The following is a 26,981-nucleotide window of genomic DNA, read 5'->3' as shown; positions in this document are numbered from 1 at the left end:
AGCGATCGCTGGTTTACTGGCTCCTATGGCCAAACCTTAACAATCTCTTGCTTTGACGTTTCTGGATCCAAGAGAAACCCCTATAATAGCGAGAGACCCTATACGTTGCTCCATCACCAGCACTCTCTAATCTCTATACTGTCGCCTTGGCTCCCCCTTTCGAGTCGTGGCGTTTTTCAGTCCCTAGAGCAGGTTGCTGTTGCCAAGACAACGTTTTCATCCCTCAGTCGATTGAACGCTTTCAGACCCATGCAACAATCCACCTTTTCTTCCCCCGTGCATCAAGTTGGTTACCATGGACAGCCTTGGCTTGTGGCCGAGCGAGATGCCTGTGGTGTGGGTTTTGTTGCCCATCGCAAGGGGGTGGCCAGTCACCGCATCTTGACCCAAGCCCTTGAGGGATTGACCTGCCTTGAACACCGGGGGGGCTGTAGTGCCGATCGCGACTCTGGGGATGGGGCTGGCATCATGACGGCAATTCCGTGGGAGTTGTTGCCGGAGTTTGGCATTCCCCGCCAGCGAATTGGGGTGGCGATGATCTTTTTGCCCCAGGGGGCGGCAACAGCAGCGGCCAAAGCCATTGTGGAAAAAGTTCTCAGTGAAAATGAACTGCGCCTATTGGGCTGGCGACCGGTGCCCGTGAACCCCAGTGTGTTGGGGGTGCAGGCCAAACAAAATCAGCCCCAGATTGAGCAACTTTTTGTGGCTTCGAGCAAAGCCAGTGGCGATGAACTGGAGCGGCAGCTCTATTTGACCCGCAAGCGCATTGAGCGGGCGATCGCCCAGACGAAAGCGGACTGGCGACAGGATTTTTATATTTGCTCCTTCTCGACCCGCACAATTGTCTATAAGGGCATGGTGCGATCGGTGGTGCTGGCTCAGTTTTATGATGATCTGCGCAACCCCAACTACATCACCCCCTTTGCCCTCTATCACCGTCGCTTTAGTACCAACACCATGCCCAAGTGGCCCTTGGCTCAACCAATGCGGATGCTGGGGCACAATGGCGAAATCAATACCCTCTTGGGGAATATCAACTGGATGCGGGCACGGGCAACCCAACTCAGCCATCCCTATTGGGGCGAAGCCTTTGCGGATCTCATGCCGATTGTCAATGCCGAAAACAGCGACTCCGCCAACCTCGACAATGTCCTTGAACTGCTGGTGCAATCGGGACGACAGCCCTTGCAGGCAATGATGATGCTGGTTCCGGAGGCCTATCAAAATCAGCCCGATTTAGCGGATCACCCAGAGGTGGTGGACTTTTACGAATACTACAGTGGCATTCAAGAGGCGTGGGATGGTCCTGCCTTGGTGGCCTTTTCCGATGGCAAAATTGTTGGCGCCACCCTCGATCGCAATGGCCTACGCCCCGCCCGTTACACCCTCACCAATGATGATCTCGTGATTGTCTCTTCCGAGGCAGGCAGCATTCAAATTGATGAAGCAACGGTGATTGAAAAAGGCCGCCTTGGCCCCGGGCAGATGATTGCCGTTGACTTGGAGCACCAAGAACTCCTCACTAACTGGGAAATCAAACAGCGGGTGGCGCAGCAGCAGCCCTACGGCGAATGGCTGAAAACCTATCGCCAAGAACTTGCGCCTCAACCCTACGGCGAAACCCCCACCCTCGAAAGCCAAACCTGCCTGCAACAGCAAATGGCCTTTGGCTTTAGTGCCGAAGATGTGGAAATGATCATTGAGGCCATGGCCAAGGACGGCAAGGAACCCACCTTCTGCATGGGGGACGACATTCCCTTGGCGGTGCTGTCGCAGCAACCCCACCTGCTCTACGACTACTTCAAGCAGCGCTTTGCCCAAGTCACCAATCCTGCCATTGATCCGCTGCGGGAAAAACTGGTGATGTCGCTGGTGACTCGCTTGGGTAAGCGGGGGAATCTGCTCATTGAAAGCCCAGAAGATGCCCGCCTGCTGCAACTGAATTCACCCCTCATCAACGAAGCGGAGCTAGAGGAGATTCTCAGAGCACCCTTTGGCACGACCCGCCTTTCGACGCAGTTTGCGATCGCCCAAGGGCCGGCGGGGCTTGAGGCCGCCGTAAATCGCCTTTGTGAACAGGCTGCCGCTGCCGTCAAAGGAGGCGCCGAAATCCTGGTGCTGAGCGATCGCCACAACGTTGCTGGCGAACCCCATCTTTTGGATGCCGACACGTCCTATATTCCACCCCTATTGGCGGTGGGGGCAGTGCACCACCATTTGATTGCCCAGGGCATTCGCCGTCGTGTCTCCCTTGTGGTGGAAACAGCCCAATGCTGGAGTACCCATCACTTTGCCTGCCTGATTGGCTATGGCGCTGGGGCAGTGTGTCCCTACCTGACATGGGAAACGATTCGCCAGTGGTGGCATAGCGATCGCACCCAAAGCCTGATGGCCAAGGGCAAACTACCACAACTGACACTGCAACAGGTGCAGGCCAACTATCGCAAAGCCGTTGAGGAGGGACTCCTGAAAATCCTTTCCAAGATGGGGATTTCTCTGATTGCTAGCTATCGCGGTGCCCAAATTTTTGAGGCCATTGGCATTGGCGATGACCTGCTCAACAAGGCCTTCATTGGCACTACGTCGCGGGTGGGGGGTCTGACGCTCCAAGACTTGGCCCAAGAAACCATTGCTTTTCACCACAAGGCCTTCCCCGAACTCACCGCCAAGAAACTGGAGAACTTTGGCTTTGTCCAATTCCGTCCCGGTGGCGAGTACCACATGAATAATCCGGAGATGGCCAAGGCACTCCACAAGGCCGTGAGCAGCAATAGCTACGACCATTACGAGGTCTATCGCCGTCAACTCACGGAGCGGGTACCCACAGCACTGCGGGATCTGCTGGACTTCCAGAGCGATCGCCCCAGTATTCCCCTCGAGGAGGTTGAACCCGCCAGCGAAATTGTCAAACGCTTCTGCACAGGGGGGATGTCCTTGGGTGCCCTCTCGCGGGAAGCCCATGAGGTGCTGGCGATCGCCATGAACCGTCTTGGCGGTAAATCCAACTCTGGCGAGGGGGGCGAAGATCCGATTCGCTTCCAAGTGCTCACGGATGTCGACGCTGAGGGACACTCTCCCCAATTTCCCCATCTGCGGGGCTTGCGCAACGGTGATACCGCCAGTTCCGCCATTAAACAGGTGGCCTCTGGTCGCTTTGGGGTCACCCCCGAGTACCTGATCAATGCCCAGCAAATTGAAATCAAGATTGCCCAGGGCGCGAAACCGGGGGAAGGTGGTCAACTGCCGGGCACCAAAGTCAGCCCCTACATTGCCATGCTGCGGCGCTCCAAGCCGGGCGTGTCCCTCATTTCGCCGCCGCCCCACCACGACATTTACTCCATTGAGGATTTGGCGCAACTGATCTTTGACCTGCACCAGATTAATCCCCAAGCCCAAGTCTCCGTGAAACTAGTGGCGGAAATTGGTATTGGTACGATTGCTGCTGGGGTGGCAAAAGCCAACGCCGATGTGATTCAAATTTCCGGTCACGATGGTGGCACCGGTGCTTCGCCCCTGAGTTCGATTAAGCATGCGGGCAGTCCGTGGGAATTGGGGCTGACGGAGGTGCACCGCGTTCTTTTGGAAAATCAACTGCGCGATCGCGTGATTCTGCGGGTGGATGGTGGCCTCAAGTGTGGCTGGGATGTGGTCATGGGGGCACTGATGGGTGCCGAGGAATTTGGCTTTGGCTCGGTGGCAATGATTGCCGAGGGCTGTATCATGGCGCGCATCTGCCACACCAATAACTGTCCTGTGGGCGTGGCCACTCAAAAAGAGGAACTGCGCAAGCGTTTCCCCGGCATCCCTGAGCATGTGGTGAACTTCTTCCTCTTTATTGCCGAAGAGGTGCGCTCGATTCTCGCCAAACTGGGCTACCGCACCCTCAATGAGATCATTGGTCGCGCCGATCTGCTGGTGCCTCGCCAGGATGTCACCCTAACGAAAACTGCCCCCCTGAATCTGGCTTGCCTGACGAAGCTGCCGGATACGCGCAGCGATCGCCAGTGGTTGCAGCACGAAACAGTGCACAGTAACGGGGCTGTTCTCGATGATGAAATTTTGGCACGCCCAGAGGTGCAAGCCGCCATTGAGAAGCAGCAAACCGTTGAACTAGAGCTGCCCATTGTCAACACCGATCGCACCGTCGGGGCACGCATTGCCGGTGCCATTGCTAAAAAGTATGGCAACACGGGTTTTGAAGGTCAGATTACCCTCAACTTCCGAGGCAGCGCTGGCCAGAGCTTTGGCGCCTTCAACCTGCCGGGGATGATCCTCAACCTGACAGGCGAAGCCAATGACTATGTCGGCAAAGGCATGCACGGCGGTGAAATCATTATCAAGCCCCCCGCCAATGCCCCCTATGCGGCTGCGGACAACGTCATTATTGGCAATACCTGCCTCTATGGCGCCACGGGTGGGTTCCTCTTTGCGAATGGCCGTGCCGGTGAGCGATTTGCTGTTCGCAACTCCAAAGCCGCTGCCGTTGTCGAAGGCACAGGGGATCACTGCTGCGAATACATGACCGGTGGGGTGGTTGTGGTCTTGGGCACCACGGGTCGCAATGTGGGTGCCGGTATGACCGGTGGCTTGGCCTACATCTTGGATGAAGCCGGTAACTTCCCCGCCAAGGTCAACCCCGAAATTGTCAAACTTCAGCGGGTCACCTCTAGTATTGGCGCCGCCCAACTCAAGCAACTGATTACTGCCCACCACGAGCGCACGGGGAGTGCCAAAGCCGCGATGATTCTGGAGCAGTGGGAGCGCTATTTACCCCTCTTCTGGCAGGTGGTGCCGCCTTCGGAAGCCAATACTCCGGAAGTGGTGGGTGAAGTGGCCACTGACAGCGACAGCAAAGTGCTCAGTCCCCTTTCCTAAAGGATTCGCCGTTTTAGGCAGCCTAAAATTAAGGGGAAAGCCTAGGGAGGGCGATCGCCATGCTGAGCAAGCTATCCTTTCGCCATAAGCTCTTGCTGGGGACGCTCCTGCCGATTGTTGTCATCTACACAGGCCTATTCTTCTACATTCGCGGGCGGGTGATTCGCCGCAGTACCACTGATTATGAAGAATGGCAGCAGGCCATGGTGTCGCTCTATGCCACCCAATTTGATGACAACCTAGAGCAGATGGCGGAGTTGGCAACGGCCAGTGCCCATGCCCTAGAGACCTTCCCGATGGCCAGTGAACAGGAATTGTATTCATTTCTGCGCCGCAATGTGGAAATGAATCATCTGGCCTATGGCGTGGCGATCGCCTTTACCCCCTATAGCTTTTCCCCTCGCAAACGGCTCTTTGCCCCCTACGTTTATAAAAACAACGGCACATTGGTACAAAAAGACACTGGCCGCATCTACGACTACACGCAACCCCGATGGGACTGGTATAGCGAAGCAATCCGCACGGGCCAATCCCGCTGGAGTGATCCCTACTTTGATCAGGGGGCAGGGGATGTCTGGATGGTGACCTATGCCGTTCCCTTTCGTCGGCAGGGGAAAGTGCGCGGGGTGGCCACAGTGGATGTGGCGCTGGAAACGCTGCAAAGACAAATCAACATTCAAGGCCTGAAGGAGGAGCAATTTTTTGTTTTAGATCGCAAGGGACGGATTATCTTTCACGGCGATCCTCAGTTCATTGGCCAGTCCATTTTCTACATTGCCAAAGAAGAAAATCGCAGTGATCTTGAGGCCTTGGGCAGAGCCATGGTCAGCGGCCAAAGTGGCCATCTGTGGATGCGGGATTGGACTTCCAATGAGCGGCAATGGGTCTTTTACACGCCGATTTCCCAAGCGGGCTGGAGTCTGGCGATTCGCCTCAATGAAGCCACCCTCTTGGCCTTTATCCACGAAGAAACACGGGCGGGGCTGCTCATTCTCGTCGTCTCTTTCTGTCTGATTAGTCTGGTGACGTGGGGAGTCACGGGCTACATGGTGCGCCCAATTCAGAAGTTGGATGCGGCAGCCCACAAAATTGCCGTGGGAGATCTGGCGATTGAAGGGGATGTGGACACCCACAGCCAAGATGAAGTGGGGAACTTGGGGCGAACCTTTCTCGATATGGCGGGGCAACTCCAAGAGAGTTTTGGTGAACTGCATCGCTTTAATCAACGCCTTGAAGAAGAAGTGACCCACCGTACTGCTGCCCTTGAGGCGGCCAATCAACAACTGCTCGAAAAAGAACGGGTGCTCCATGACCACAATGTGGCTCTTGTGCAACTCAGCCAATCTCCCCATGTGCAGCAGGGGCACTTTCGCATGGCCTTGCAGGAGATTATTCAGGTAACCGCGACAACACTGCGCGTCCAGCGGGCTTCGGCATGGGAACTCCAAGGCGATCGCCTCAAGTGTGTTGTGCAGTACGACCCTGCTGCCAATAGCCATGCCCAACCCACCTACCTCACCCAACCCCCCTATCCGGAGTACTTGAAACTGCTGCGCACCGGAGAACCCCTCGTCGTCAATGATTTACTCACGGATCCGCGCACTCACGAACTGCGGGACTATGCCAAACTCCAACGGGTGTATTCTCGCATTGATGCGCCAATCATCTTCAATGGCCAATTATTGGGGGTCATCTGTGTTGAGAGTATTGGCGAGCATCGGGTTTGGCTGGTGGAGGAACGCAGTTTTGTCTCCAATGTCGCCGATATTGTGACGATCGCCCTTGCCGCCCATCAACGCCATCAAGCGGAGCGGGAGCTGCTCAAGGCGAAGGAAGCAGCGGAGGCCGCCAACAAAGCCAAAAGTATTTTCCTTGCCAATATGAGCCATGAACTGCGCACTCCCCTCAATGCCATTCTCGGCTTTAGTCAAATTTTGCTTAGCGATCGCACCCTTGCACCGCAGCATCGGCAAACCCTTGAAAAGATCAACCGCAGCGGTGAACACCTTTTGGGTTTGATTAACGATGTCCTTGACATGGCCAAAATTGAAGCTGGGCGCATCACGCTTCAGGAAACCACCTTTGATCTGCGGCGCATGCTGCAAACCCTCGAAGAAATGCTCAAGGTGCGAGCTGAAGCTAAAGGGTTGCGTCTGGTCTTTGATTTGCCCGCCAATCTGCCGGTGGCGGTAACCACCGATGAAATGAAGCTGCGCCAAGTATTGGTGAACCTCTTGGGCAATGGCATTAAATTCACCAAAGAGGGGGGCGTTTCCCTCAAGGTCAGCTATAAAGCCCAAGACCCCCCACGACTCGCCTTTGAAGTCAGCGACACGGGTATTGGCATGACCCCGGCAGAGTTGAAAATGCTCTTTCAGCCCTTTGTCCAAACCGATAGCAGTAAAAAAGTCAGTGAAGGCACTGGGCTGGGGTTGGCCATTAGTCGCCAGTTTGTGCAATTGATGGGGGGTGATATTCAGGTGCGCAGCACCAAGGGGCAGGGAAGTCACTTTTACTTCGAGATCAACATTGGCCTTGGCGATCCCCAAGCGTTACAGGAGGAAAAGGCACAGACTGTTGTTGGCCTGCGATCGCCCGCCTCAGAAGTTCGCATTCTGGTGGTGGATGATATTCCCGAAAATCGCCAACTGCTCACGCAACTCCTAGAACCGGTGGGCTTTCGCTGTCGAGAAGCGGGCAATGGTCAAGAGGCGGTGCAGATCTGGCGAGAATGGCAGCCCCATGCAATTCTTATGGATATTCGCATGCCCGTGATGGATGGCAAAACGGCAACGCGACAGATCAAAAAAGAAGTGGGCGATCGCCTGCGACGCGGCGAAGCGGTTTGCCCCCCGAAAATTCTTGCGGTGACCGCCAGTAGCTTTGAGCAGGATAAAGAGGAACTGCTGAATCTCGGTTGTGATGACTACATTGCCAAGCCTTTCCGTCCGCAAACGATTTTTGAACGACTTGCCGCCCAGTTAAACCTAGAGTATGCCTACGAGGATGCTTTGGCCGCCGCGAGTGCCCCTCGTCCTCAGGTGCTGGATCCAGCCGCCCTAATGGTGATGCCCCGCCCTTGGATTACCGAACTCCAAGAAGCCGCCAAAAAGCTCAATGCCAAGCGCATTCGCGAACTGATTGCTGAAATCCCACCCGAAGAAGCCGCCTTGATTGCAGGCCTTCAGCAACTGGTGAAAACATTCCGCTTTGATAAAATTGTCGAGTTGACGCTGGTTTGATGTTCACGCTGACGCAACTTTGCCCTACAACATTGGAAAATGCCCGTCAGTTGCACCTCTCATTGACCGCAGAGGAACGCTGTCGCAGTCGTCTCCATTGCCACAGTGATGAGGGGGAATCCCTCTATCTGAAGTTGCCGCGCGGGATTACCTTGCAGCCGGGCGATCGCCTTCAAGACGAGGACGGCACAGTGGTCGTCACGGTTCATGCCAAACCCGAACCCACGCTAAAGGTGATGGCTACCACTCCCCTTGACCTTCTACAGGCGGCCTACCACCTTGGGAATCGCCATGTCCCCTTGGAAATTCACACCGATTATCTTCGCTTGGGGGCAGATTCCGTGTTGCAAACCATGCTGGAACAGCGGGGCTTAACAGTGACGTTTGAAGTCGCTCCCTTTTGTCCCGAACGCGGTGCCTACCATGCTCACTGATTCAGCGCTGTTAACCTTGTTGCAGTGGGTGAGTCCCGCTTTGCCCATTGGCGGCTTTAACTATTCCGAGGGCTTGGAGACCCTGATTGCCCAAGGCAAGATCACCTCAGCCGCAGCGGTACAGGACTGGCTCACCTTTGAACTGACCTTTGGCAGTGCCCACTTGGAAACAGCAGTGATGGGGCGGGTCTATGGGGCGATCGCCAAGGGTGATTTTGATGCCGTTCACCAGTGGAATGCGTGGCTCTCGGCTGCCCGCGAAAGCGCCGAACTGCGTGCCCAAAATTGGCAAATGGGAACAGCATTGATCAACCTCGTCGCTGCCCTCGATCGCCTACCCCCAGAACTTCAGACTGGTCAGCCCTACCCCTGGAATGTCAGTGTTGCCTTTTGCATTACCGCTGCCCTTGCCGACATTCCCCTAGAAACGGCACTGCTAGGCTATCTCCACAGTTGGGTCACCACCCTGATCAATGCAGCGGTGAAACTGATTCCCCTTGGTCAGACAGCGGGTCAAGTGCTCCTGCGCCAACTTCAGCCCCAAATTCAGCAAACCGTGCAGCAGAGTCTGAATGTGACTGACAATGATTTAGAAAGCTGTACCTTGGGCTTAGCCCTCGCCAGTATGCAGCACGAAACCCTCTACTGCCGCCTATTTCGCAGTTAATCCTGTCTAGAAAATGATTTCCGTTGAAACAGCCGTTGACCTGATTCAGCAGCATTTGCCCGATTGGGGCACAGAGAGCATCTCCTTGACTGAGCCTCGGTACAGCCGACTGGCGGCAGCCATTACCAGCGATCGCCCCTATCCGCCCATTGACCGCATCATGATGGATGGTATTGCCCTGCGATGGGCCGCCTATGAGTCCGGTCAGCGTGCCTTCCCGATTCTGGGGGTTGTCCCTGCTGGTGAAGCCCCACCCACGTTGACGGATCCACAAGCCTGCTTGGAAGTGATGACGGGTGCCACGTTGCCCCAAGGCTGCGATCTGGTCATTCCCTATGAGGCTCTGGAAATTCGGGACGGCATTGCCCATATCCGCCACCCCGAACCGTGGTCGCCCTATCAATTTGTCCACCGCTGTGGCAGTGATGCCTCGGCAGGTCAACGGGTGCTGGCGGCAGGTACCCCTCTCCACAGTCCGGCTTGGGGCATTCTTGCCTCTGTGGGGCAGACTGAAGTTTGTGTGCAGCGCACCCCCCGCACTCAGATTGTTGCCACCGGCAATGAACTGATTCCCCCAGACCACGTACCTCAACCCCATCAACTGCGCCTCTCCAATGCCTACGCCCTAATGGCCGCCCTCAAGCACCAAGGGTACAGCCACGTCAGCATCACCCATTTACCTGATGATCCAGTACAACTGGCAACCCACTATTGCCAAGCGAGCCAAGCGTACGATCTCCTGATTTATTGCGGCGGCGTTTCCAAGGGCAAGTTTGATTACTTACCCCAACTGTGGCGCGATCATGGCGTGCAGCAATACATCCACGGTGTCGCTCAGCGCCCCGGAAAACCCCTCTGGTTTGGGGTGGATCACAGGCAGCAAACGGCAGTGTTTGGCTTACCGGGGAACCCCGTCTCCAGTTTGGTGTGTTTACACCGCTATATTTTGGACATGCCACCCCTCTATGCCCGCTTAGCCACTCCCTTCTCTTTTGAGAAGCCCTTAACCTACTTTTTACCCGTTAAACTAGAAACCACGAAAACCGCTGAACTGATTGCTCACCCCCGTCCGATGCAAAACTCTGGTGATTTTTTGGCCTTGGCTGACAGTGATGGCTTCTTGGAACTACCCGCCTCGCAAGGGATATTTGCCGCTGGGGAGTGCTATCGCTATTTTCCATGGAGTTAGGGCGGATGGTTGTCACCACAGCTATCCCTAGCCAACGTTTGCTGGATACCCAAGGGCGACACATTCGCAAGTTGCGCCTGTCGGTCACCGATCGCTGTAATTTGCGCTGTACCTACTGTATGCCCGTGGCTGCCGCCTTTATGCCCCCCCAGACCTATTTAAGCCCCACAGAGTATGCCACGATTGTGGCTGAACTAGTGGCACTGGGGATTGAGGCGGTGCGCCTAACGGGGGGTGAACCGCTCCTACGAGCTGAGTTTGCTGAGATTGTCGCGGCCTTGGTGGCAGTGGGGGTACCAGAGCTAAGCTTAACCACGAATGGGATTCGCTTGCTGCCCTTTTTGCCCCTCTTGGCACACTATGGGGTACGGCGTTTGAATATCAGTCTGGATAGCCTCGACCCCGAAACCTTTGCCGCCATTAGTCATGGCCACCACTTAGAAGCAGTGAAGGCGGCGGTGGCCACTGCGGTTCATCAAGGGTTTCAAGTGAAGCTGAATATGGTGGTTATGGCGGGTGTCAATGATCACGAACTGGTACCAATGGTGGAGTATGCCAAGGGGTTAGGGATCGAGGTGCGCTTTTTGGAGCTGATGCGCATTGGCTATGCTTGCCACCTAGGGAGCGATCGCTTTGTGAGTGCCGCCACAATGATTGAGCGCTTGCGCCAACACTATGATCTGCAACCTGTGCCACGTCCTCTAGATTCCACCTCGTTTAACTTTGAGACGGCCTGTGGCGGGCGAATTGGTTTTATTGCTTCAGAATCGCAACCCTTTTGTGGCCACTGCGCCCGTTGGCGCTTGTCTGCGGATGGTGTCCTGCGGGCGTGCCTGTTTAAGGAGGCGGGGGTGTCCCTGCGGGGCTTAAGTCAAAGGGAACGGTATGCTGCCTATGAGCAAGTGTTGGGCATGAAACCCAGCCTGCGCGCAGCAGAAGTTCACCATGCGATGCACCAGATCGGAGGCTAGGAGGATGCTCTCCCACATCAATGAGAACCAACAACCCCAGATGGTGGATATTAGCGAGAAGGCCGTGAGCGATCGCCGTGCGGTGGCAGAAGCCCTCATTGAACTGCCGCCAGTCTTTCAGGCCTATGTGCAAGGGGGAGATCTCTTTCTCAAGAAAGGGCCTGTGGTGCAAACAGCGATTATTGCTGGCACAATGGCGGTAAAACGCACCGCTGAAGCGATTCCCTTTTGCCATTCGCTGCCGATTACCAGTTGTCGCTTTGAGACGGATATCGAGTCCCTAGAGAGTGGCCTACGAATTCGCCTGCGCTGTGAGGTCAAAACCCGCGATCGCACCGGGGTGGAAATGGAAAGCCTGCATGGGGTGGCGATCGCAGCCCTCACAATCTACGACATGGCCAAAGCCCTCAGCCCCCATATTGTGATTCGCGAGGTGCGCCTACTGGCAAAAAGTGGCGGCAAGAAAACCCTCGGCCAATATCCCCTCTACGGCCTTGTGCTCACCGGCGGCCAGAGTCAGCGCATGGGTCAGGCCAAAGCCCTGCTAGACTACTACGGCGAACCCCATGCCCAGTACCTCTACAATTTGTTGAGTGAATCCTGCGAACAGGTCTTTCTCTCAGCGCAACCCAACCAATGGCAGGGGACTCCCCTTGCCGATTTGCCAACGCTCCCCGATACCCTGCCTCAGATTGGCCCCATTGCCGGCATCTTAACAGCTTTACGTGCTTATCCCCAAGTGAACTGGTTAGTGGTGGCCTGTGACTTGCCCTATTTGACCACAGAAACCCTTGCGCCCCTGTTGCACCATTACCGCGAAGATGTGGTGGCCACCTGCTATCACCATCCCCAAGAGGGTTTCCCAGAGCCGCTGTGTGCCATTTATACCCCCCAAGCTCTGCCAGTGTTTGAGGCCGCCTATGCAGAAGGGATCTACTGCCCTGTGAAAATTCTCCAGCGATCGCCCTGCCAGCGGATTGCCCCACCCCAGCCGACCATTACTGCCAATATCAACACCCCTGAAGACTATCTTGAAGCCCTACACCATGTCCGACGCCCCTAAAACAATTTACCTGCGCTACTTTGCCCAGTTGCGGGAGCAAAGCCAACGGGAACAGGAGGAGCGAGTGACCACCGCCCAAACCTATGGCGAGCTATACCAAGAGCTAAAGAGTCAGTACGGCTTTACCCTTGATCTCACCCATATTAAGGTGGCGGCTAATGATACGTTTGTGACACTGGATCAACCCCTACGAGCGGGAGATAAGGTCGTCTTTATTCCCCCTGTTGCGGGGGGTTAACTAAGCGATGGTGATCAAGCAGTTCTCTCTAACCAATGCTCCCCTAGAGCCAGCCCAGTTGTGGCAGCCCCTTGCCAACTTGAGGGCCGGTGCCTTTGTTAGCTTTGAAGGTTGGGTGCGCAATCACAACCACGGCAAGATCGTCACTGCCCTAGAATACGAGGTCTATCCCGCCTTGGCTCTCAAAGAAGGGGAGCAGATTCTAGGAGAAGCCATTGAGAAATTTGACTTGCTGGGGGCGATCGCCAGCCATCGCTATGGAACGCTCACTCTTGGCGAGGTTGCTGTGTGGGTAGGGGTGACGGCGCCTCATCGCCAACAAGCCTTTGCTGGAGCCGCTTATATCATTGACGAGATCAAACACCGCCTACCGATTTGGAAAAAGGAACACTATCTAAATGAGCCAGCCACTTGGGTGTATTGCCGTGAGCATCACCATGACAGTTCGTTTTAGGACACAAGATGGTTTCTATGGTGGCGATCGCCGACCCTTAAATGTGGGCGCAGATTTTGCGATGAGTGTGGCGATCGGAGCAGAAATCAGTGACATTCTCCTTCACTAACCTAAAGGTATCGTGAAGGCTTCCAACATCGCTATTGGAATTTCCTGCTTCACAGGCTGGGGAACCCCTAAGCCTCCACAGGCAGACACCGCGAGTCCCACGGCGTGTAAGGCACGTTTCAGAATCACTCTCGCCGAGTTGTGGTCTCTTGTGGTATTCAGCCCACAGGCACAGCGATGCTCTCTATCGGCCAGAGTCTTGGGAACCATTGCGCCACAGTTTGCACACTCTTGTGATGTGCCTTGCGGGTTGACCTTCACCATCCAGACGCCGCATTTGACTGCTACTGCTTCCAGAATCGTGAGGAACTGACCCAAGGCCGCATCCAAGATTGATTTCGCCAGCTTGCTCCTAGCCAGCCCTCGGATGTTTAGGTCTTCCACTCCGATTAAGTCGTATGTTCGGCATAGTTGATAGGCCTCTTGGACATTCAGGAATCTCACCGATGGGTTGAGAGACCAAAGAGCATCGATCAATGAAGCAGCGAGCGCGATGCAACCAATCGAGTCTTTGTCCCAAGCAGTAGTTCCAGTAAGGACAGACCCGCAATTCCCCGTACCACTCAGCTACGCTATAGTGGTAGCCCCCTTGCGAAGTTTATGATGGATCACGCCTATTTTTGTCCAGCATGTTTTGCGGAGATTGCTGCGGACGACTCAATCTGTCCTGTATGTGGTGTTGATATTCACCAGTGGGAACAGGAGCATCCCTCCTATGAAGATCGACTGATCAATGCCCTGAAGCATCCCAACTCCGAAGCCCGCATGGGTTCAATTATTACCCTTGGCAATCGCGGTAATCCAAAAGCGGCCATTCCCCTTGCCGAATGTGCTTTAACCTACTCCATTGACGTTTGGCAAGCTATGGAAATCGTCCGATCCTTAAGAAAGCTACCTGACTCTCCTGAGAAAACCACAGCCTTGCAAATGTTATTGGATCATCCTGCCCGAGTCATTCGTGAGGAAGCAGCGGCCACTCTAACTCAAGTCACCCATGAAACATGTTCCTAATGGATTGGCATCCCCCTTGAAGTTGCTATACTCTTTTCACCACAAACCCATCCTTAAGGCAAAAAATTAGGGTAGATATTTATGCCTGTTAATCTACCCTAGACAGCTATTTCAGTAAAATAAGGATGGTTACCATTATTGCTATAGACGATCAGGATTGGGCACTTGGATACTGCCACCCAAGGGAGCTTCATGGAGGTCATTTTCCTCTTGACCCGCTAGCTCCGTTTTGAGGATACGCCCATTACCGGCATCCACCTTGACCTCAGCATTGGGAAAGCGCACTTCGTACACCAAGCTACCGTTTTCTGCCCCTAGGGCAACCCGTATTGCCTTTCGGCCTTGAGCCACTTCTGCAATTTGTTGAGCTTGTTGGGGGCTAATTTTAGCAAGGCTACGGTATTGGGCTTCCTCTTGCATTTCCTCAGCCGTATTGTTCGCTTCGTAGCGATCGCTCTCATCATACCCACCCTTTTGATCTGTTTGCGCTGCCACAGCATAGCTAATGTGACGCTGCGTTTTCAGTGCCATTGCACTGCCACCAATAGCGACAGTTCCAAGTAGTCCCAAAGCAAGTACTGTTCTAGTGAAGGTCTTCATCACTCTTATCTCCAGTAAATTCGACAGCCCCTTTAAGGAGCTATCTTCAAGGTAAGATGCTATTGTCAAGAAATCGTCAAGACTATTCACCCCTTGGAAATTAACTTAAGTTTAGATATAACTCTTTTCGCATACATAGAATATGCTCAAAACTGTAAAAGCTTCTATAGAAGAGACTTGCATTTGCTTTGTATGATCTAGATTTTAGAAAATGACTGTATTAACAAGTTCTTGACATTTATTTGCTTTTCTATTGAAAATTGGCTAGAGACGTTTCCATATTTGTCGAATTTTCTTAAGTCATCATCTATCCTAGCTGGAGTGCACTCTCGGATGTTGTTGTTGGCTGGGTACGGGCAGATTCTAGCGATCGCCTACTAGATTATTTCAGGTTCGGATGCTAGCAAAAGGGGGCGAGGGAGAGAACCCTCGATTCCCCTGTGAGGAGCAATGAGTTAGGACGACCTTACTTACTAGTTGTGTTTGTCATTGGTTTTAGAGGAGATTGAGTGTGGTGCTTTTTGGTTTCTTTGGTTTTAGTTTTATTTTTTTGGGTTTGGATTGAGTGATCATTGGTTGGCTTTGTGTGTTGGGCAGTCATAGTACCCTGAGTGGGTTTTGAGTTACTTGGCATTTGGGACAGAGGGCTTAAGGGAGCAGCCATTGCTGCACTAGTGGTTGCCACTGCTGAGAGTAAGCCCAAGGTAAGGGTGGCCTTGATTAACTTTTCCATCGTTGTTTTAACTCCGTTGAACGTGACTTTGATGCTCTGTTGTAGAGCCAGCCTTCAAGGTAGGGGAGAATTGTCAAGAAATCGTCAAGATATTAGAAATTCCTTGGAGTGATCCATCTTTTTAGAAAAGAGTCGCAACAGAGCTTTCTTGCAGAGTTTTTAACAGTTGGTCTGTAAAGTCAGGCTGAAGTGTTGGAAGCATCCCCCGATGAAAAAGCTATAGCTATTTCGAAAGGAAGTGAAATATTTTCAAGAGGGATAGGCTATACTCAAAGAGTCATGAATGTTACTCAAGAATATGAGCTATAGCTTGGACTTACGAGAGCGGGTTGTCTCCTATATCAAGCAAGGCGGCAAAATCAGTGAAGCGACTCAAATCTTTCAGGTCAGTCGCGCTACCATCCATCGCTGGCTGAAGCGAGAGGACTTAGCCCCCACGGTTGTCCCTCGTCGTCCTTGGAAACTGGATTGGGCGGCCTTAGCAGCCGATGTTGCTGCCCATCCCGATGACCGTTTAATCGACCGCGCCCAGCGATTTGGCGTCCAAGTTTCCACCATTAGTTACGCCCTCGACCAGATGGGCATCACCCGAAAAAAAAACAGATGCGTTACCAAGAACGGTGTGAAGAAGAGCGCCAAGCGTATCAACAGCAGCTCGACACATGGGTAGAGAGTCACGGCGAGGAAACGGTGGTGTATATCGATGAGATGGGGTTTGACTCTCGGATGGATCATGCGCCGATTCACCCGAAAGGGGCGATTCAGGAAGCAGTCAAAGCAGCGGGTCATGAGGTGTTATTTTTACTCTCCCGATTTGAATGTGATTGAGAACGACTTTAGTGCATTGAAGCGAGTGCAGATGTATGCAAGGTCAAATAGTTCTATTGGTGAGGTGATTTGCAGTTATTGTGCCGAATAATATCTCATTCTTAGTTGGAATAGCTATAATGAGTTTTTCGGCGAGGATTTATAGTTAGTTGTGATTCCTTTGCAGGTTTTTGATTAATTATATATGAATAGCTGATTTCTTCTCTGAGCGTGACAAATCCACTTTTGACTGCTGCCCAAGGGGCACTTGCAACCACCTTTGCGGAAATTGATGGCCGCGTTAAGGAAAATTTGGATCGGGTTCTAGGGGCGTTTCGTCAGCAGCGGCTGGGGGTGCATCACTTCAGTAGCATGACGGGCTATGGTCATGGGGACTTAGGGCGTGAGGTGCTTGATCGCGTTTTTGCGCAGGTGATGGGAGCTGAGGCGGCTTTAGTGCGGGTGCAATTTGTCTCTGGTACCCACGCGATCGCCACTGCGCTATTTGGTGTGCTCCGCCCCGGTGATGAATTGATTTCCCTTGCGGGTGCTCCCTACGACACCCTAGAAGAGGTGATTGGCCTGCGGGGTCACGGCCAAGGCTCCCTCAAGGACTTCGGCATTCACTATCGCGAGATTCCCCTCCTGAGTACGGGCGAACCGGATTGGGGGGCGATCGCCACCTGTGTCCAACCCCAAACCCGCATGGTGCTCATTCAACGCTCCTGTGGCTATACATGGCGCCCGAGCCTCAGCCTTGAGGACATTGGCAAGATGATCCAACTGATCAAGGGGCAGAATCCCGATGTGGTTTGTTTTGTGGACAATTGCTACGGCGAATTTGTCGAGACCCAAGAACCGCCCCATGTTGGCGCCGATTTGATTGCGGGTTCCCTGATTAAAAATCCCGGCGGCACGATCGCCACAGCAGGGGGTTACCTAGCAGGACGCGCTGATCTCATTGAGCAGGCCAGTTATCGCCTCACCGCACCGGGGATTGGCCACGAAGGGGGTGCCACATTTGATCAACATCGTCTGCTCTTTCAAGGGCTGTTCTTAGCACCGCAAATGGTCGGCGAAGCCCTCAAGTGCGCCCATCTCTTAGCCTATGTCTTTGACCAACTCGGCTATTCTGTCAACCCCGCCCCCCTCGCCCCCCGCCGCGATGTCATTCAAGCCATCCAATTGGGCAGTCCTGAAAAGCTGATTGCCTTTTGCCGCACGTTGCAACGTTACTCCCCCGTGGGTTCCTATCTTGATCCCGTCCCCGCACCCATGCCCGGCTATGCCGATGATTTGGTGATGGCTGGGGGCACCTTTATTGACGGCAGCACGTCGGAACTCTCTGCCGATGGCCCTTTGCGTCCACCCTATATTGTCTTTTGTCAGGGGGGAACCCACTGGACGCATATGGCCTTGATGTTAGAGGCTCTCCTAGAGGATCAGGCTTTTTGAGGCCAGCCGTAGGCTTGGGCAACCGCTTCCCATTGGCATAAAATGCTCTGCTCAAAGGCGCCCTGCCAGGTGGGGCACGTTGCTTGGGTGATCTGGTGTGCCTGTGCCCCCATCCGCTGGCGATAGTGGGCATCGTCTAACAGTGGGGTGATGGCGGCGGCCCAATCTTGGGGGTCGCGACTGTAAACCACTACCCCGTCCTCCCCTGAACTTTGCACATATCTACGTCCACCATCAAATCCAGAAATGACGACGGGTAATCCCGCTGCCCGTGCTTCCACCACCACATTGGGACCTGTTTCCGACTCTGAGGGAAAGACGAATAGATCACTGCTGGCATAGATTGCCCCTAATTTTTCTTGGGGTACCTTGCCTGTGAGGGTGACGCGATCGCCCAAAAGGTCTTTGACAAGGGCAGCCTGCGCCCCTTCGCCGACAATCAACACATGGAACGCCTTTCCCTGATTGGCTAACACTTGAGCCGCCTGCGCCAACAGGAGCACATTTTTACTGGCATCCACCCGACCGACAAAAAGCAGGATTGGCACCTCTGGCAGGTGGTACTCCTCCCGTAGCCATTGGGGATTGCGAAATCGCGGATGAAAGCGATCGCGATCGATGCCGCGCTGAAACCACGCCACCCGCTCAGGGGGCAAAAACGTGAGCAGCCAATCGGCATCCTGCTGCCGCGAGACCAGTACGCGATCGCTCGCACGCATAAAGCCTGCTAATTTACGTTCGGCTCGGTAACCAAACCACTGATCCACTTGTAATTTCTCCAGCCATAGCCAGCGCCAAAACTCCCGCCCCCAACTGCGGCCACTCATGCGCCAAATAATTTCCCGCGAATAGGTGCGGGTCAATAAGGGCAAATCCGTGTGAATTGAACTGAGCAGAGGACGATGCTGCTGGCGACAAAAGCGGCGCACCGTTTGAGCAAAGCTAAAGGTATCCGTCATGTGAAACACTTGATGTTGGGGTAAATAACGGCGCAATGCCCAGTGAAAGGGAGCCACATCGGTCATGCCTGCCCCTTGGCGCATAATTTCCAGTGAGTGCGTGCTGAACTGGGGCGGTAGCAATTGGTAGCGAACATTAGCTGCTACCTCTAGGGTTTGCTGTTTTGCACTAAGGAAGTAAATGGTCAGGTCAACGCGGTCTGGGTAGTGGCTGGCAGCTTCCGCAAAACGTTCCCAACATTTGACGTGTCCCCCGGCATTGGGTTGCCATTCTAGGCAAATAAAGACAGCAACAGATAGTGGTTGTGGCAATCCAGACTCCTCAAGGTTGCGTTTTGCTAAAGATTAACTAAATATCGCATTCTAGAGTCATGTATGGTTTCACATGATGGGCTACCGTAATCGCGCGATCGCCATTCTCTTAGCCTTGGCCGGCATCTTTCTCCCCGGACTCCATAAGTTTTATTTGCGTCAACCCCTGTGGGGTGGCGTTTACCTCATGCTGGGGCTACTCTTTTCGACGGTGCCCTACGGTTCTCTGGGTAGCATTGCTCGCATTGCCTGTGTGATTGAGGCCGTGTGGTATTTGTTTCAGGGAGCCGATGCCTTTGATGCCACCTTCAATCCTGAGATTAGTGCCGTCGTTCCGAAGCTCCCCGCGTCTCGTCTTGAGGAAGCGAATTAATACCGCCAGTAGCGACGACCTTGCCAGAAAATCCCCACGGCTGTGCCAATCAAGAACACCTCTGTGAGCGGAAAAAATAGCGGCCGCAGTCCCAAGGTGCCGCCCAAAAAGCTCAAGAACACACTGGCCATTAGGACACACAGAAATAACGCCCAGAGGGTGCCGCTATAGATAGGCGCTGGGTTAAACCACACCTCCAAAGAGATCACTGCCACCATCCCAAGACCAATACTCAGACCAAGGCGGACTAAGAGACCCAAAGGAGGCTGAAGCAGGATGATCAACGCCTCGCGGACAGATGCAACAGCACCAGCAATATAGTAAAGCCCGGTATCAAACAGCGCTGCAAGCAGGGCAACGAGAAGACCTGTGGGCACCAGCGATCGCCAAGGCAGTGCCTTAAACTGTTGCCAAGGATCAGACACAAGCAAGACTCACATCAAGTTATGTTGGGAGAACCTAGGGCATCGGTAGATCGCCGAGGCTCATTTCCAGTTCCATGCGCTGCTCCATCTGGCGCAGAAAATACCCCGTCATCATGGCTGAGGCCAATAACCCCGCAAGGTTATCGCGATCGGTGGCAATTTGGACATTAAAATCCTCGGAGGGAAGGCCGCCCACGAGACCTTGGACATTTTGGCTGATAATTTGGCGAATTTCTGGACTGACGGAACGGGCAATACGGTTCAAAACTTCTGGCGATTGGCTTTGCAGGTACTTCAGGAGCAGATTGGGCTGCCCATCATCCGTAGAAGACTGGTAGAAATTAGCGTTTCCGGGATCAAAAACCATAGGCAGTGCTCGTTAGTTATGTTAACTATATGTTACCAAACCCAAATGCGCTACTAGAGCTAAGACTCCCGTGCTACCTGCTCTAACTGTAGAATAGACCTCAGCACTCGGTGAGACTGAATACACAAGGATTCTTGCATGACCGCCCTCGATCAGCTTCAGCCTGCCAACGCCCGGGAAGTGAATATCTTTGCCCCCTACATGCGTGCTGAGAAACGTCCACTGCTGCCCTTGGGCATTGCCCTCTACCGTCTGGGGAAGTTGGAGGGACAACGGGGGATTGAAGGCGGTAACAATGTTGATTTTGTTGCCACATGGACGATCGCCAATTTGCCAGCGGATTTATCCCGTTGTACGGTGACCTTTGATAACTCTCCTGATCTACAGTACGAAATGTCTATCACCACGTTTGAACTGGTGGATCATCTCATTGATGTAATTATTAACTATAAAAAACATCGTATTGCCGATTTTTCTAAAGCGTTTTATCGTAAGCTGTTACGGCTTGACTAAGGATAGCGTGTTTAGGGTTGGGGTTGCGGGAGGAGTAACTAAACGGTGGCAAAGCATTTATTGATTGGTTCAATTGTGCCCTACAGCGGCAAATCCGCAACGGTTTTAGGCTTGGCCAAGCTCTGTCGCGATCGCCATCTGCGCATTGCCTATGGTAAGCCCTTGGGCACATACCAACCCGCTACCGACAGCGAAGAAACCGAAGCTGATGTCAGTTTTTTACAGAAAACCCTCAACCTAGAGAATGTGCGACCAACATTACTCACGCTGACGCCAGAAGCCATCAAGGCACGGCTCATGGGCACAGATCAGCAGGATTATCGCCAAGCCCTAGCCGCCTATCACAATATCAACAGTGAAGACTTGGTGCTCCTTGAAGGGCCAGCCACATTGGCAGAGGGGCGGCTGTTTGATTTGGGGTTAGCTCAGATGGCAGCAGTGTTGGATGCACCCATTTTACTGGTGGTGCGCTATGAGTCCCCCTTGGTGGTGGAATCGCTCCTCCTCGCCAAGTCGGAATTGGGCGATCGCCTATTGGGGGTGATCATCAACGATATTCCCCAACCCGAAGCCCAACCCTTGCCTGCCATTCGTCAATATCTCGAGGCACACCAAATTCCAGTTTTTGGTATGTTGCCCCGTAGTCAGTTGCTGCGCAGTGTCAGTGTCAAGGAATTGGTACGCCAGTTAAATGCCGAAGTTTTGTGCCGTCCGGATCGCTTGGATTTGCTGGTAGAAGAACTTACCATTGGGGCAATGAACGTCAGTGCTGCCCTGAAGTATTTCCGTAAAGCGAACAATATGGCGGTGATTACCGGGGGCGATCGCACCGATATTCAATGGGCGGCCTTGGAGACTTCCACCCACTGTCTGATCCTCACGGGGCATTTGCCGCCTTCCCCTGCGATTCTTGCCCGTGCCGAAGAGTTGGAAATTCCCATCCTCTCAGTGGACTTAGACACCCTGACAGCCGTGGAAATTGTGGATCGTGCCTTTGGTCAGGTGCGCCTCCATGAAATCGCCAAAGTCAAATGCGTCGAACAAATGATGCAGGAGCACGTGGATGGCGATCGCCTGCTGGCTCAGTTGGGACTCTTGACGGTTGAGGCCTAAGGTTTCGCGGTCAAGGCAAAAATCAGGACTTGGGTCGGCGTTTTGCCATCAAAGTTGTTATCGCCAATGATGTAGAGCGATCGCGCCCCATCGGCCAAGGGGGGCCCCAAACTCATTCCCTCTAAATTGGTGAGGGGAATCCCCAGCGTCTTGAAATCCAAAATCAGACGTTTCTGCACAGGGCGGATGGTGCGTAGATCAACCGGTAACGTGGCCATGCCAAGGGTATCTGTCGCCCCTGCTAGGGACACTTCAAAGAGCTTGATGCCATGCCCCACCCCCGGACTATAGCTGCGCTCCAAGCTCAGAAAATGACCACCATTGTCAAGGGCGAGTAGCTCCACGAGGCCGTTAAACACTGCCTCTGAGGGATCCAAGGGATAGAGATGCTCCGCCAGCAACACAGGGGCAACATCCCCCCGCAGGTAATGGAGCAGGCGGCAGTAAATGGGGATATTGGGGCGGACATCTTGGGCAAGGGCCGATTCAACGCCGACAAACAGGCGATCGCCCGCCGGCGAAAGCGTCAGTGCCTCAAAACCAAGATTATTGCGAATGCCCTGCTGGCCATTGGGGAGATAGTACTTGGGAATAGGGAGAGCTACACTGGTTCGTCCATTCGCGCGCTCAAACTCTTTGATCCAAGGGGGGCTAGCCGTAGCCGTTACCCCTTCGCTGCTAATGACAAACTGCCCCTCAGGCGTCAGCGCAATCCCCTCAGTGTCGGCAGTGTTGGGCGGATACACCTCACCATTAGGCTGCCGCAGAAAGGTCACGCCCTTGGGGGTAATAGTTTCGGGAGTGATTTCGAGGGTGTAAAACCGAGGTTGCTGGCGATCGTCACTAATGGCATAGAACTGTTGTTGACGCGGATCGTAGGTCAAACCCGACAGCCCCCCCACCTCGGTATTCTGCCACTGGCTGCCGACGGGTAGTTGGACTTCACCACGAAATTCCACCCCGACATTCAGAAACAGGCGCTCCTCTGCTCGCACTTGAGGAAGAGCACATCCCCACAGAAAGCCAAGGATCAAAATTCCCGTTAGCAGGCGTCGCCAGGGCATGGGTGTGTCTTAGCGGTTCGTTCCACTCCCCTGTTGATTCGGTCGCTGAGCATTATTGCCACCGCTCTGTTGCACGGCAAACTGAATCGCCTCAGGGGTTTGTACCAATTGAATTTGACCCGCCACGGGATCGTTGGTACTCAACATGGTTGCCACCAAATTATCCAGCATGACGACGCGAATCCCCGTATCCTTGGCCAGTTCAGGACGCTGCTGGCGGGCTTGATCCACTTCCCGTTGGAGTTGGGTTTTGTCAAAGTAAAAGGGGATAAACCGCTGGGTGCGGGTCTGGCCGTTTTCGCGTAGTTGTGCTTCTACGGCGATGGGGTTGCCTGTTTTGCTATCTGCTAGGAAAAAGAGAGGGGTACCGCCCATAAACGGCCTACCATCCTTGGTCAGAATTCTGCCATCGCGCTCGACTAGATCGCCACTTTGTTTGAGCAGATTCACCGCTGCTTCCAGTTGCGGTCTGGAGGGGATAATGTCCACACCAATGGCAGGGTTCTTTTGGCTTTCGAGGGCAATTTTCACCGCTCCACTGAGGGCGGCTGCCGAGACCCGAGCCACGCGACCCACATCCGGCTGCTGGGTTTTAATCGTGTTCAGGGCCGTTTGGGCATCCTGCTGACTAACAAAGAAGGTAAAAACTTGAATTTTCTTGCTTTGATCTTGGGGATTGGGCATCTCAAAGGTCAGCGGCTCCCCCTTATCATTGGTGATCATAAAAACGGGCACATTGTTGAGGATCCGCAGCACTTGTTCTTCGGGCAAGGCAGTGGCAATGTCATAGCGGCTGATGGTGGGTGCGAGCCACAGGCTACTCACTAACCCTGCCAAAACACCCAAGTGTGCCAATCTTTTCATACAGTCTCCTAAATGAATGCTCTATTGCAGTAGATCAACTCTCCAAATTCAGTCTCTTAGTTGTGGAGAGGGGTGGCGATCGCAATGTAGTACCTAACTCACACCAAAACTTATGCATTAAGTACAGCCCTTTTCTTAAATATGGAATACATAAGGGGGATGTAATCCTTGCCCATAGCGGCTTTCACGGTTTTGAGCGTGTGCCATCCTTGTGAAAGGGGCTGTAAGTGAGTATTTTTACATATCAAGTACTCCCTTTGCTTTCCCACCCTAAGCCAATTTGACGCAATGGACAAGGGGCAAGTTTCTATACCCTTGCGGGAACTAGCGTTCAGTCTCTAGGGGGTCTAAGCTGGTGGTGCTTTTGAACCAGCCCTTGCGCCAGAAAAAGAAAAATAAACTGCCCGCCACGGTAAGCATGACCGCCCAGCAGGCCGGATAGCCCCAATACCACTCGAGTTCCGGCATATTCCAAGGAGAGGAACTGGCCGCCAGTTCACGGTAGGTTTCCACCATATCTAGTACCTGAATGGCATGGTCATAGCAATCTCGTAGGTAGATGCGCACTTCCTCAGAAAGAAGAGGGCTGGGATCTCGAATCATGGCATTGATGGCATCCCGTTGCGGCCAAATGGCACGGCGCAGCGCCAGTAATTCGCGGCGCACTTGGTGGACTTCTTCGAGAATGGCGCGACTGGGACGGGTGACCACAGCATCCTCTAGCTCTTCAATGCGTTCGCCATAGTTCTCCAGCACAGGATAGAAACCATCAATAATGGCATCAAGGAGGGCATAGCCCAGATAATCGGGGCCGTAGCGGCGAATAATGCCACGGCTCGTCCGAATCCGCTGCCGCACCATGTCAAAACAGTCCCGTTCGGGTTCTTCTTGGACAGTGAGCAGAAAATGTTGCCCTAGGACGAAGCTCACCTGTTCGGTATAAAAGCCGTGTTCATTTTCTTTGGGGGTGACCATGCGGGTAATCAGCACCATGTAATCGTCATGGTCTTCAACTTTGGGGCGCTGCGGAACGTTGACAATGTCTTCAAGGACAATGGGGTGCAGGTGAAAAACTTGGCCGAGTCGCCGCATCACGTCTTCATCACCAATCCCTTGAACATCTATCCAACTGACGGAGGGACTGCTGAGGTAGGGGCCACATTCTTCAGGTGTTTCTAAAATGCGACGGCTGGCCTGATCTGGCTGATAGTCAATGAGAATGATAGTTGGTGGTGGCGCATCGGCCTCAATACTGAGGGTACCCGGCATGGCTCCGGGTTCATCAAAGAAGTAATCTTCAAGATAGTTATCTTCTTCCTCGGCGGGGGGTGTGGGGTCTGGCGGGGGGGCACTACGGAAAAAGTGAAAGGGTTTTCTGGCCATAAAGAGCGAACAGACGGAGTACAGGCTGGCTACTGGAAGCCTAGGGCAAATGGGGCGGCAACGTCCCAAAACCGCCTGAAAAGTTAAGATTTTTAAGTGTAGTGGCATTCACGGTGGGAGCGGTGTGGTGAATTCTCAAGTTTCGAGAACCTCAGTGCCAACTTGGATGGCGATCGCCCAACTGTTGCGCTGGCATAAGCCTGCGGGTCGTTTGATTCTCCTCATTCCTGCGCTGTGGTCGTTGACGTTGGCCAGTGAGGGCTTGCCGTCGTTGCAGTTGCTCCTCATTATCACAGTGGGGGCGATCGCCACCAGTGCGGCGGGCTGCATTGTCAATGACTGCTGGGATCGCAATATTGACCCCCATGTGCAGCGGACTCAAAACCGCCCCCTAGCCAGTCGCCGCCTCTCCCTCAGTGTGGCCTTGGGCTTGATGGTGATTGCTTTCCTCTGTGCTTGGGGATTGACGTTTTACCTCACTCCCTTGGGGTATTGGCTGGCGGTGGCCGCAGTGCCGGTAATTCTCCTCTATCCCTTGGCGAAGCGAGTCTTTCCCATTCCGCAACTGGTCTTGGCAGTGGCTTGGGGGTTTGCTGTACTCATTCCTTGGGCAGCGGTACAGGGACGTTTAACCTTGACCACCGCGTGGTTGTGGGCGGCAGTGGTGATGTGGACATTAGCCTTTGATACGGTGTATGCCATGCCCGATCGCCCCGACGATCGCCGCCTGGGGGTAAATTCCAGTGCTTTATTTTTCGGTGCCTATGCACCCTTGGCGATCGCGCTATTTTATGGGCTGACGGTGGTGTTCCTGATCATTGTTGGCTGGAGTGCGGGACTCACTTGGCGATTTTGGCTAGCTTTGGCCGTGACCACCTACTTTTGGCTGCGCCAATCCCTGCAAATCTATACCCACGAACGTCGTGATACCCAAACCACAACGCTCCCCATTCAGACCTATGGTCGTTACTTCAATGAAAATGTCTGGTTGGGCTTTTTGCTTTGGGTGGGGATGTGGTGCCCTAGGCCTTAGTCAAGAGCTTGGGGGAAACCTGCCACGGCACAATTGCCAAAATATCCACTTGGGCACAGTATTTGAGATCGGCTTCATTGCCAAGGTTGAGCAAGCGCTGCCCGTGGCTGGAATGGTGAAAGAGGGTCAATAGATCATCTTGGTAGTAGCGGTACAAAGCAGTAGCCGCAATGGTTTCGTCATTACCCGCAAGGGCTTCGAGGGGGGCATCCTGCTGACCCCAGAGGTGATGAATCAGCGCCCCGGCACAGACGGTATCTTCGAGGGAATAGCTGCCTTCCCAGCCGGAACCAACAATCCAGATGGTTTCCGGTTGATGTTTTTGGACAAACTCGGCAACGGCAGCACGATTGACAAGGGCGGCAGCAAGAACGAGAGGACTGGCTTGAATTCGCTCAAGGGAACGGGTGCCATTGGTAGTGCTCATAAAGAGGCGACATCCCTTCACCCGCTCTGGCAAGCATTCAGCAGGAGAATTCCCCATGTCAAAGCCAGCAACTTTTTTCCCACCCCGTTCACCGACGCGAATCCGCTTGGCTGCCGGCCACTGCTGACTGACTTGTTCTAACTCTGCCAAATCACTAAAGACTTGAACGGCTTCTGCGCCAGCGGCAAGGGCAGTGGCGATCGTGGTGGTTGCCCGCAGGACATCAACAGCAATGGCACAGTCGGGTTGCCAGTCGGCTGGTACACGCTCTGGTGTGTGGTAGGTATAGATTTTCATAAAT

General features: G+C 53.8%; 24 protein-coding genes and 2 pseudogenes. 17 read left to right on the top strand and 9 right to left on the bottom strand.

Features of this window, described 5'->3' with window-relative positions:
* Positions 1-249: 249 nt before the first annotated feature.
* Genes KV190_RS04605 through KV190_RS04560 form a run of 10 tightly spaced genes read left to right on the top strand, consistent with a single transcriptional unit; the run spans position 250 to position 13,242 of the window.
* On the top strand, positions 250-4,875 hold the full coding sequence (locus tag KV190_RS04605) for a glutamate synthase-related protein (RefSeq protein ID WP_460194797.1): 4,626 nt from the start codon (positions 250-252) through the stop codon (positions 4,873-4,875).
* 59 nt (positions 4,876-4,934) lie between these two features.
* Positions 4,935-8,117 carry a PDC sensor domain-containing protein gene (locus KV190_RS04600; RefSeq protein ID WP_460194796.1) on the top strand — a complete coding sequence of 1,061 codons (3,183 nt, stop codon included), beginning with the start codon at positions 4,935-4,937 and terminating at the stop codon, positions 8,115-8,117.
* A complete protein-coding gene (ureE, locus tag KV190_RS04595; RefSeq protein ID WP_460194795.1) occupies positions 8,117-8,551 on the top strand; it encodes an urease accessory protein UreE in 435 nt (144 codons plus the stop codon). Before KV190_RS04600 ends, ureE begins: the two co-directional genes overlap by 1 nt.
* Positions 8,541-9,218 carry an urease accessory protein UreF gene (locus KV190_RS04590; RefSeq protein WP_460194794.1) on the top strand — a complete coding sequence of 226 codons (678 nt, stop codon included), beginning with the start codon at positions 8,541-8,543 and terminating at the stop codon, positions 9,216-9,218. The genes ureE and KV190_RS04590 overlap by 11 nt, the downstream gene beginning before the upstream one ends.
* A gap of 13 nt (positions 9,219-9,231) precedes the next feature.
* The gene (locus KV190_RS04585) at positions 9,232-10,407 is read left to right on the top strand and encodes a molybdopterin molybdotransferase MoeA (RefSeq protein ID WP_460194793.1); all 1,176 of its coding nucleotides are present in this window, start codon (positions 9,232-9,234) and stop codon (positions 10,405-10,407) included.
* Positions 10,408-10,412: 5 nt separating this feature from the next.
* The gene (moaA, locus tag KV190_RS04580) at positions 10,413-11,378 is read left to right on the top strand and encodes a GTP 3',8-cyclase MoaA (protein ID WP_460194792.1); all 966 of its coding nucleotides are present in this window, start codon (positions 10,413-10,415) and stop codon (positions 11,376-11,378) included.
* Between the two features lie 4 nt (positions 11,379-11,382).
* Positions 11,383-12,441, top strand: coding sequence for a cyclic pyranopterin monophosphate synthase MoaC (gene moaC / locus KV190_RS04575; protein WP_460194791.1), 1,059 nt, complete (start codon positions 11,383-11,385; stop codon positions 12,439-12,441).
* On the top strand, positions 12,425-12,679 hold the full coding sequence (locus tag KV190_RS04570; protein ID WP_460194790.1) for a MoaD/ThiS family protein: 255 nt from the start codon (positions 12,425-12,427) through the stop codon (positions 12,677-12,679). The genes moaC and KV190_RS04570 overlap by 17 nt, the downstream gene beginning before the upstream one ends.
* Positions 12,680-12,686: 7 nt before the next feature.
* Positions 12,687-13,133 (top strand): molybdenum cofactor biosynthesis protein MoaE, encoded by a 447-nt coding sequence (locus tag KV190_RS04565; RefSeq protein ID WP_460194789.1) that lies wholly within the window; start codon positions 12,687-12,689, stop codon positions 13,131-13,133.
* Positions 13,117-13,242: a hypothetical protein gene (locus KV190_RS04560; RefSeq protein WP_460194788.1), complete on the top strand. Its 126-nt coding sequence runs from the start codon at positions 13,117-13,119 to the stop codon at positions 13,240-13,242. Before KV190_RS04565 ends, KV190_RS04560 begins: the two co-directional genes overlap by 17 nt.
* Here KV190_RS04560 and KV190_RS04555 read toward each other — a convergent pair.
* Positions 13,239-13,667: pseudogene (locus KV190_RS04555) on the bottom strand (RNA-guided endonuclease InsQ/TnpB family protein); the annotation flags it as partial. The gene KV190_RS04560 and the pseudogene KV190_RS04555 sit on opposite strands and share 4 nt — an antisense overlap.
* A gap of 174 nt (positions 13,668-13,841) precedes the next feature.
* Here KV190_RS04555 and KV190_RS04550 point away from each other — a divergent pair.
* Complete coding sequence (locus KV190_RS04550; protein ID WP_460194787.1) at positions 13,842-14,252, top strand: HEAT repeat domain-containing protein; 411 nt, start codon at positions 13,842-13,844, stop codon at positions 14,250-14,252.
* A 141-nt stretch (positions 14,253-14,393) separates the two neighbouring features.
* Here KV190_RS04550 and KV190_RS04545 read toward each other — a convergent pair whose 3' ends face one another.
* Positions 14,394-14,783: a PepSY domain-containing protein gene (locus KV190_RS04545; RefSeq protein ID WP_460194786.1), complete on the bottom strand. Its 390-nt coding sequence runs from the start codon at positions 14,781-14,783 to the stop codon at positions 14,394-14,396.
* Between the two features lie 1,100 nt (positions 14,784-15,883).
* On the opposite strand from KV190_RS04545, the pseudogene KV190_RS04540 reads away from it, so the two are divergent.
* Both KV190_RS04540 and KV190_RS04535 read left to right on the top strand, forming a co-directional pair.
* Positions 15,884-16,504 (top strand): annotated as a pseudogene (locus KV190_RS04540) (IS630 transposase-related protein).
* Positions 16,505-16,623: 119 nt separating this feature from the next.
* Positions 16,624-17,847: a methionine gamma-lyase family protein gene (locus KV190_RS04535; protein ID WP_460194785.1), complete on the top strand. Its 1,224-nt coding sequence runs from the start codon at positions 16,624-16,626 to the stop codon at positions 17,845-17,847.
* Here KV190_RS04535 and KV190_RS04530 read toward each other — a convergent pair.
* Positions 17,835-19,118: a glycosyltransferase gene (locus KV190_RS04530; RefSeq protein ID WP_460194784.1), complete on the bottom strand. Its 1,284-nt coding sequence runs from the start codon at positions 19,116-19,118 to the stop codon at positions 17,835-17,837. The two genes, KV190_RS04535 and KV190_RS04530, sit on opposite strands and share 13 nt — an antisense overlap.
* Positions 19,119-19,191: 73 nt before the next feature.
* On the opposite strand from KV190_RS04530, the gene KV190_RS04525 reads away from it, so the two are divergent.
* Positions 19,192-19,491 carry a TM2 domain-containing protein gene (locus tag KV190_RS04525; protein ID WP_149818088.1) on the top strand — a complete coding sequence of 100 codons (300 nt, stop codon included), beginning with the start codon at positions 19,192-19,194 and terminating at the stop codon, positions 19,489-19,491.
* Here the strand turns inward: KV190_RS04525 and KV190_RS04520 are convergent.
* Positions 19,488-19,916, bottom strand: coding sequence for a hypothetical protein (locus tag KV190_RS04520; protein ID WP_460194783.1), 429 nt, complete (start codon positions 19,914-19,916; stop codon positions 19,488-19,490). The two genes, KV190_RS04525 and KV190_RS04520, sit on opposite strands and share 4 nt — an antisense overlap.
* 34 nt (positions 19,917-19,950) lie before the next feature.
* Entirely contained in the window at positions 19,951-20,283 is a 333-nt protein-coding gene (locus tag KV190_RS04515; RefSeq protein WP_460194782.1) for a DUF760 domain-containing protein, read from the bottom strand.
* A 138-nt stretch (positions 20,284-20,421) separates the two neighbouring features.
* Here KV190_RS04515 and ebsA point away from each other — a divergent pair, with 138 nt between their 5' ends.
* Together ebsA and KV190_RS04505 are read left to right on the top strand one after the other, a co-directional pair.
* A complete protein-coding gene (gene ebsA / locus KV190_RS04510) occupies positions 20,422-20,796 on the top strand; it encodes a type IV pilus biogenesis protein EbsA (RefSeq protein ID WP_460194781.1) in 375 nt (124 codons plus the stop codon).
* A gap of 45 nt (positions 20,797-20,841) precedes the next feature.
* A complete protein-coding gene (locus KV190_RS04505; protein ID WP_460194780.1) occupies positions 20,842-21,909 on the top strand; it encodes a phosphotransacetylase family protein in 1,068 nt (355 codons plus the stop codon).
* Here the strand turns inward: KV190_RS04505 and KV190_RS04500 are convergent.
* The 3 genes from KV190_RS04500 to corA form a co-directional block, all read right to left on the bottom strand.
* Positions 21,906-22,973 (bottom strand): esterase-like activity of phytase family protein, encoded by a 1,068-nt coding sequence (locus tag KV190_RS04500; protein ID WP_460194779.1) that lies wholly within the window; start codon positions 22,971-22,973, stop codon positions 21,906-21,908. The genes KV190_RS04505 and KV190_RS04500 overlap by 4 nt on opposite strands.
* Positions 22,974-22,982: 9 nt before the next feature.
* Positions 22,983-23,837, bottom strand: coding sequence for a Tic22 family protein (locus KV190_RS04495; RefSeq protein ID WP_460194778.1), 855 nt, complete (start codon positions 23,835-23,837; stop codon positions 22,983-22,985).
* A 324-nt stretch (positions 23,838-24,161) separates the two neighbouring features.
* Positions 24,162-25,220 (bottom strand): magnesium/cobalt transporter CorA, encoded by a 1,059-nt coding sequence (corA, locus tag KV190_RS04490; RefSeq protein WP_460194777.1) that lies wholly within the window; start codon positions 25,218-25,220, stop codon positions 24,162-24,164.
* A 166-nt stretch (positions 25,221-25,386) separates the two neighbouring features.
* On the opposite strand from corA, the gene KV190_RS04485 reads away from it, so the two are divergent.
* A complete protein-coding gene (locus tag KV190_RS04485; RefSeq protein ID WP_460195222.1) occupies positions 25,387-26,253 on the top strand; it encodes a 4-hydroxybenzoate solanesyltransferase in 867 nt (288 codons plus the stop codon).
* Here the strand turns inward: KV190_RS04485 and KV190_RS04480 are convergent.
* The gene (locus tag KV190_RS04480; protein ID WP_149818073.1) at positions 26,243-26,977 is read right to left on the bottom strand and encodes a 2-phosphosulfolactate phosphatase family protein; all 735 of its coding nucleotides are present in this window, start codon (positions 26,975-26,977) and stop codon (positions 26,243-26,245) included. The genes KV190_RS04485 and KV190_RS04480 overlap by 11 nt on opposite strands.
* Positions 26,978-26,981: the final 4 nt, after the last annotated feature.

Source organism: Thermosynechococcus sp. FA-CM-4201 (assembly GCF_054689355.1).
The sequence above is the reverse complement of the archived record's forward strand: the minus strand, read 5'-3'. Positions and strand labels throughout refer to the sequence as shown.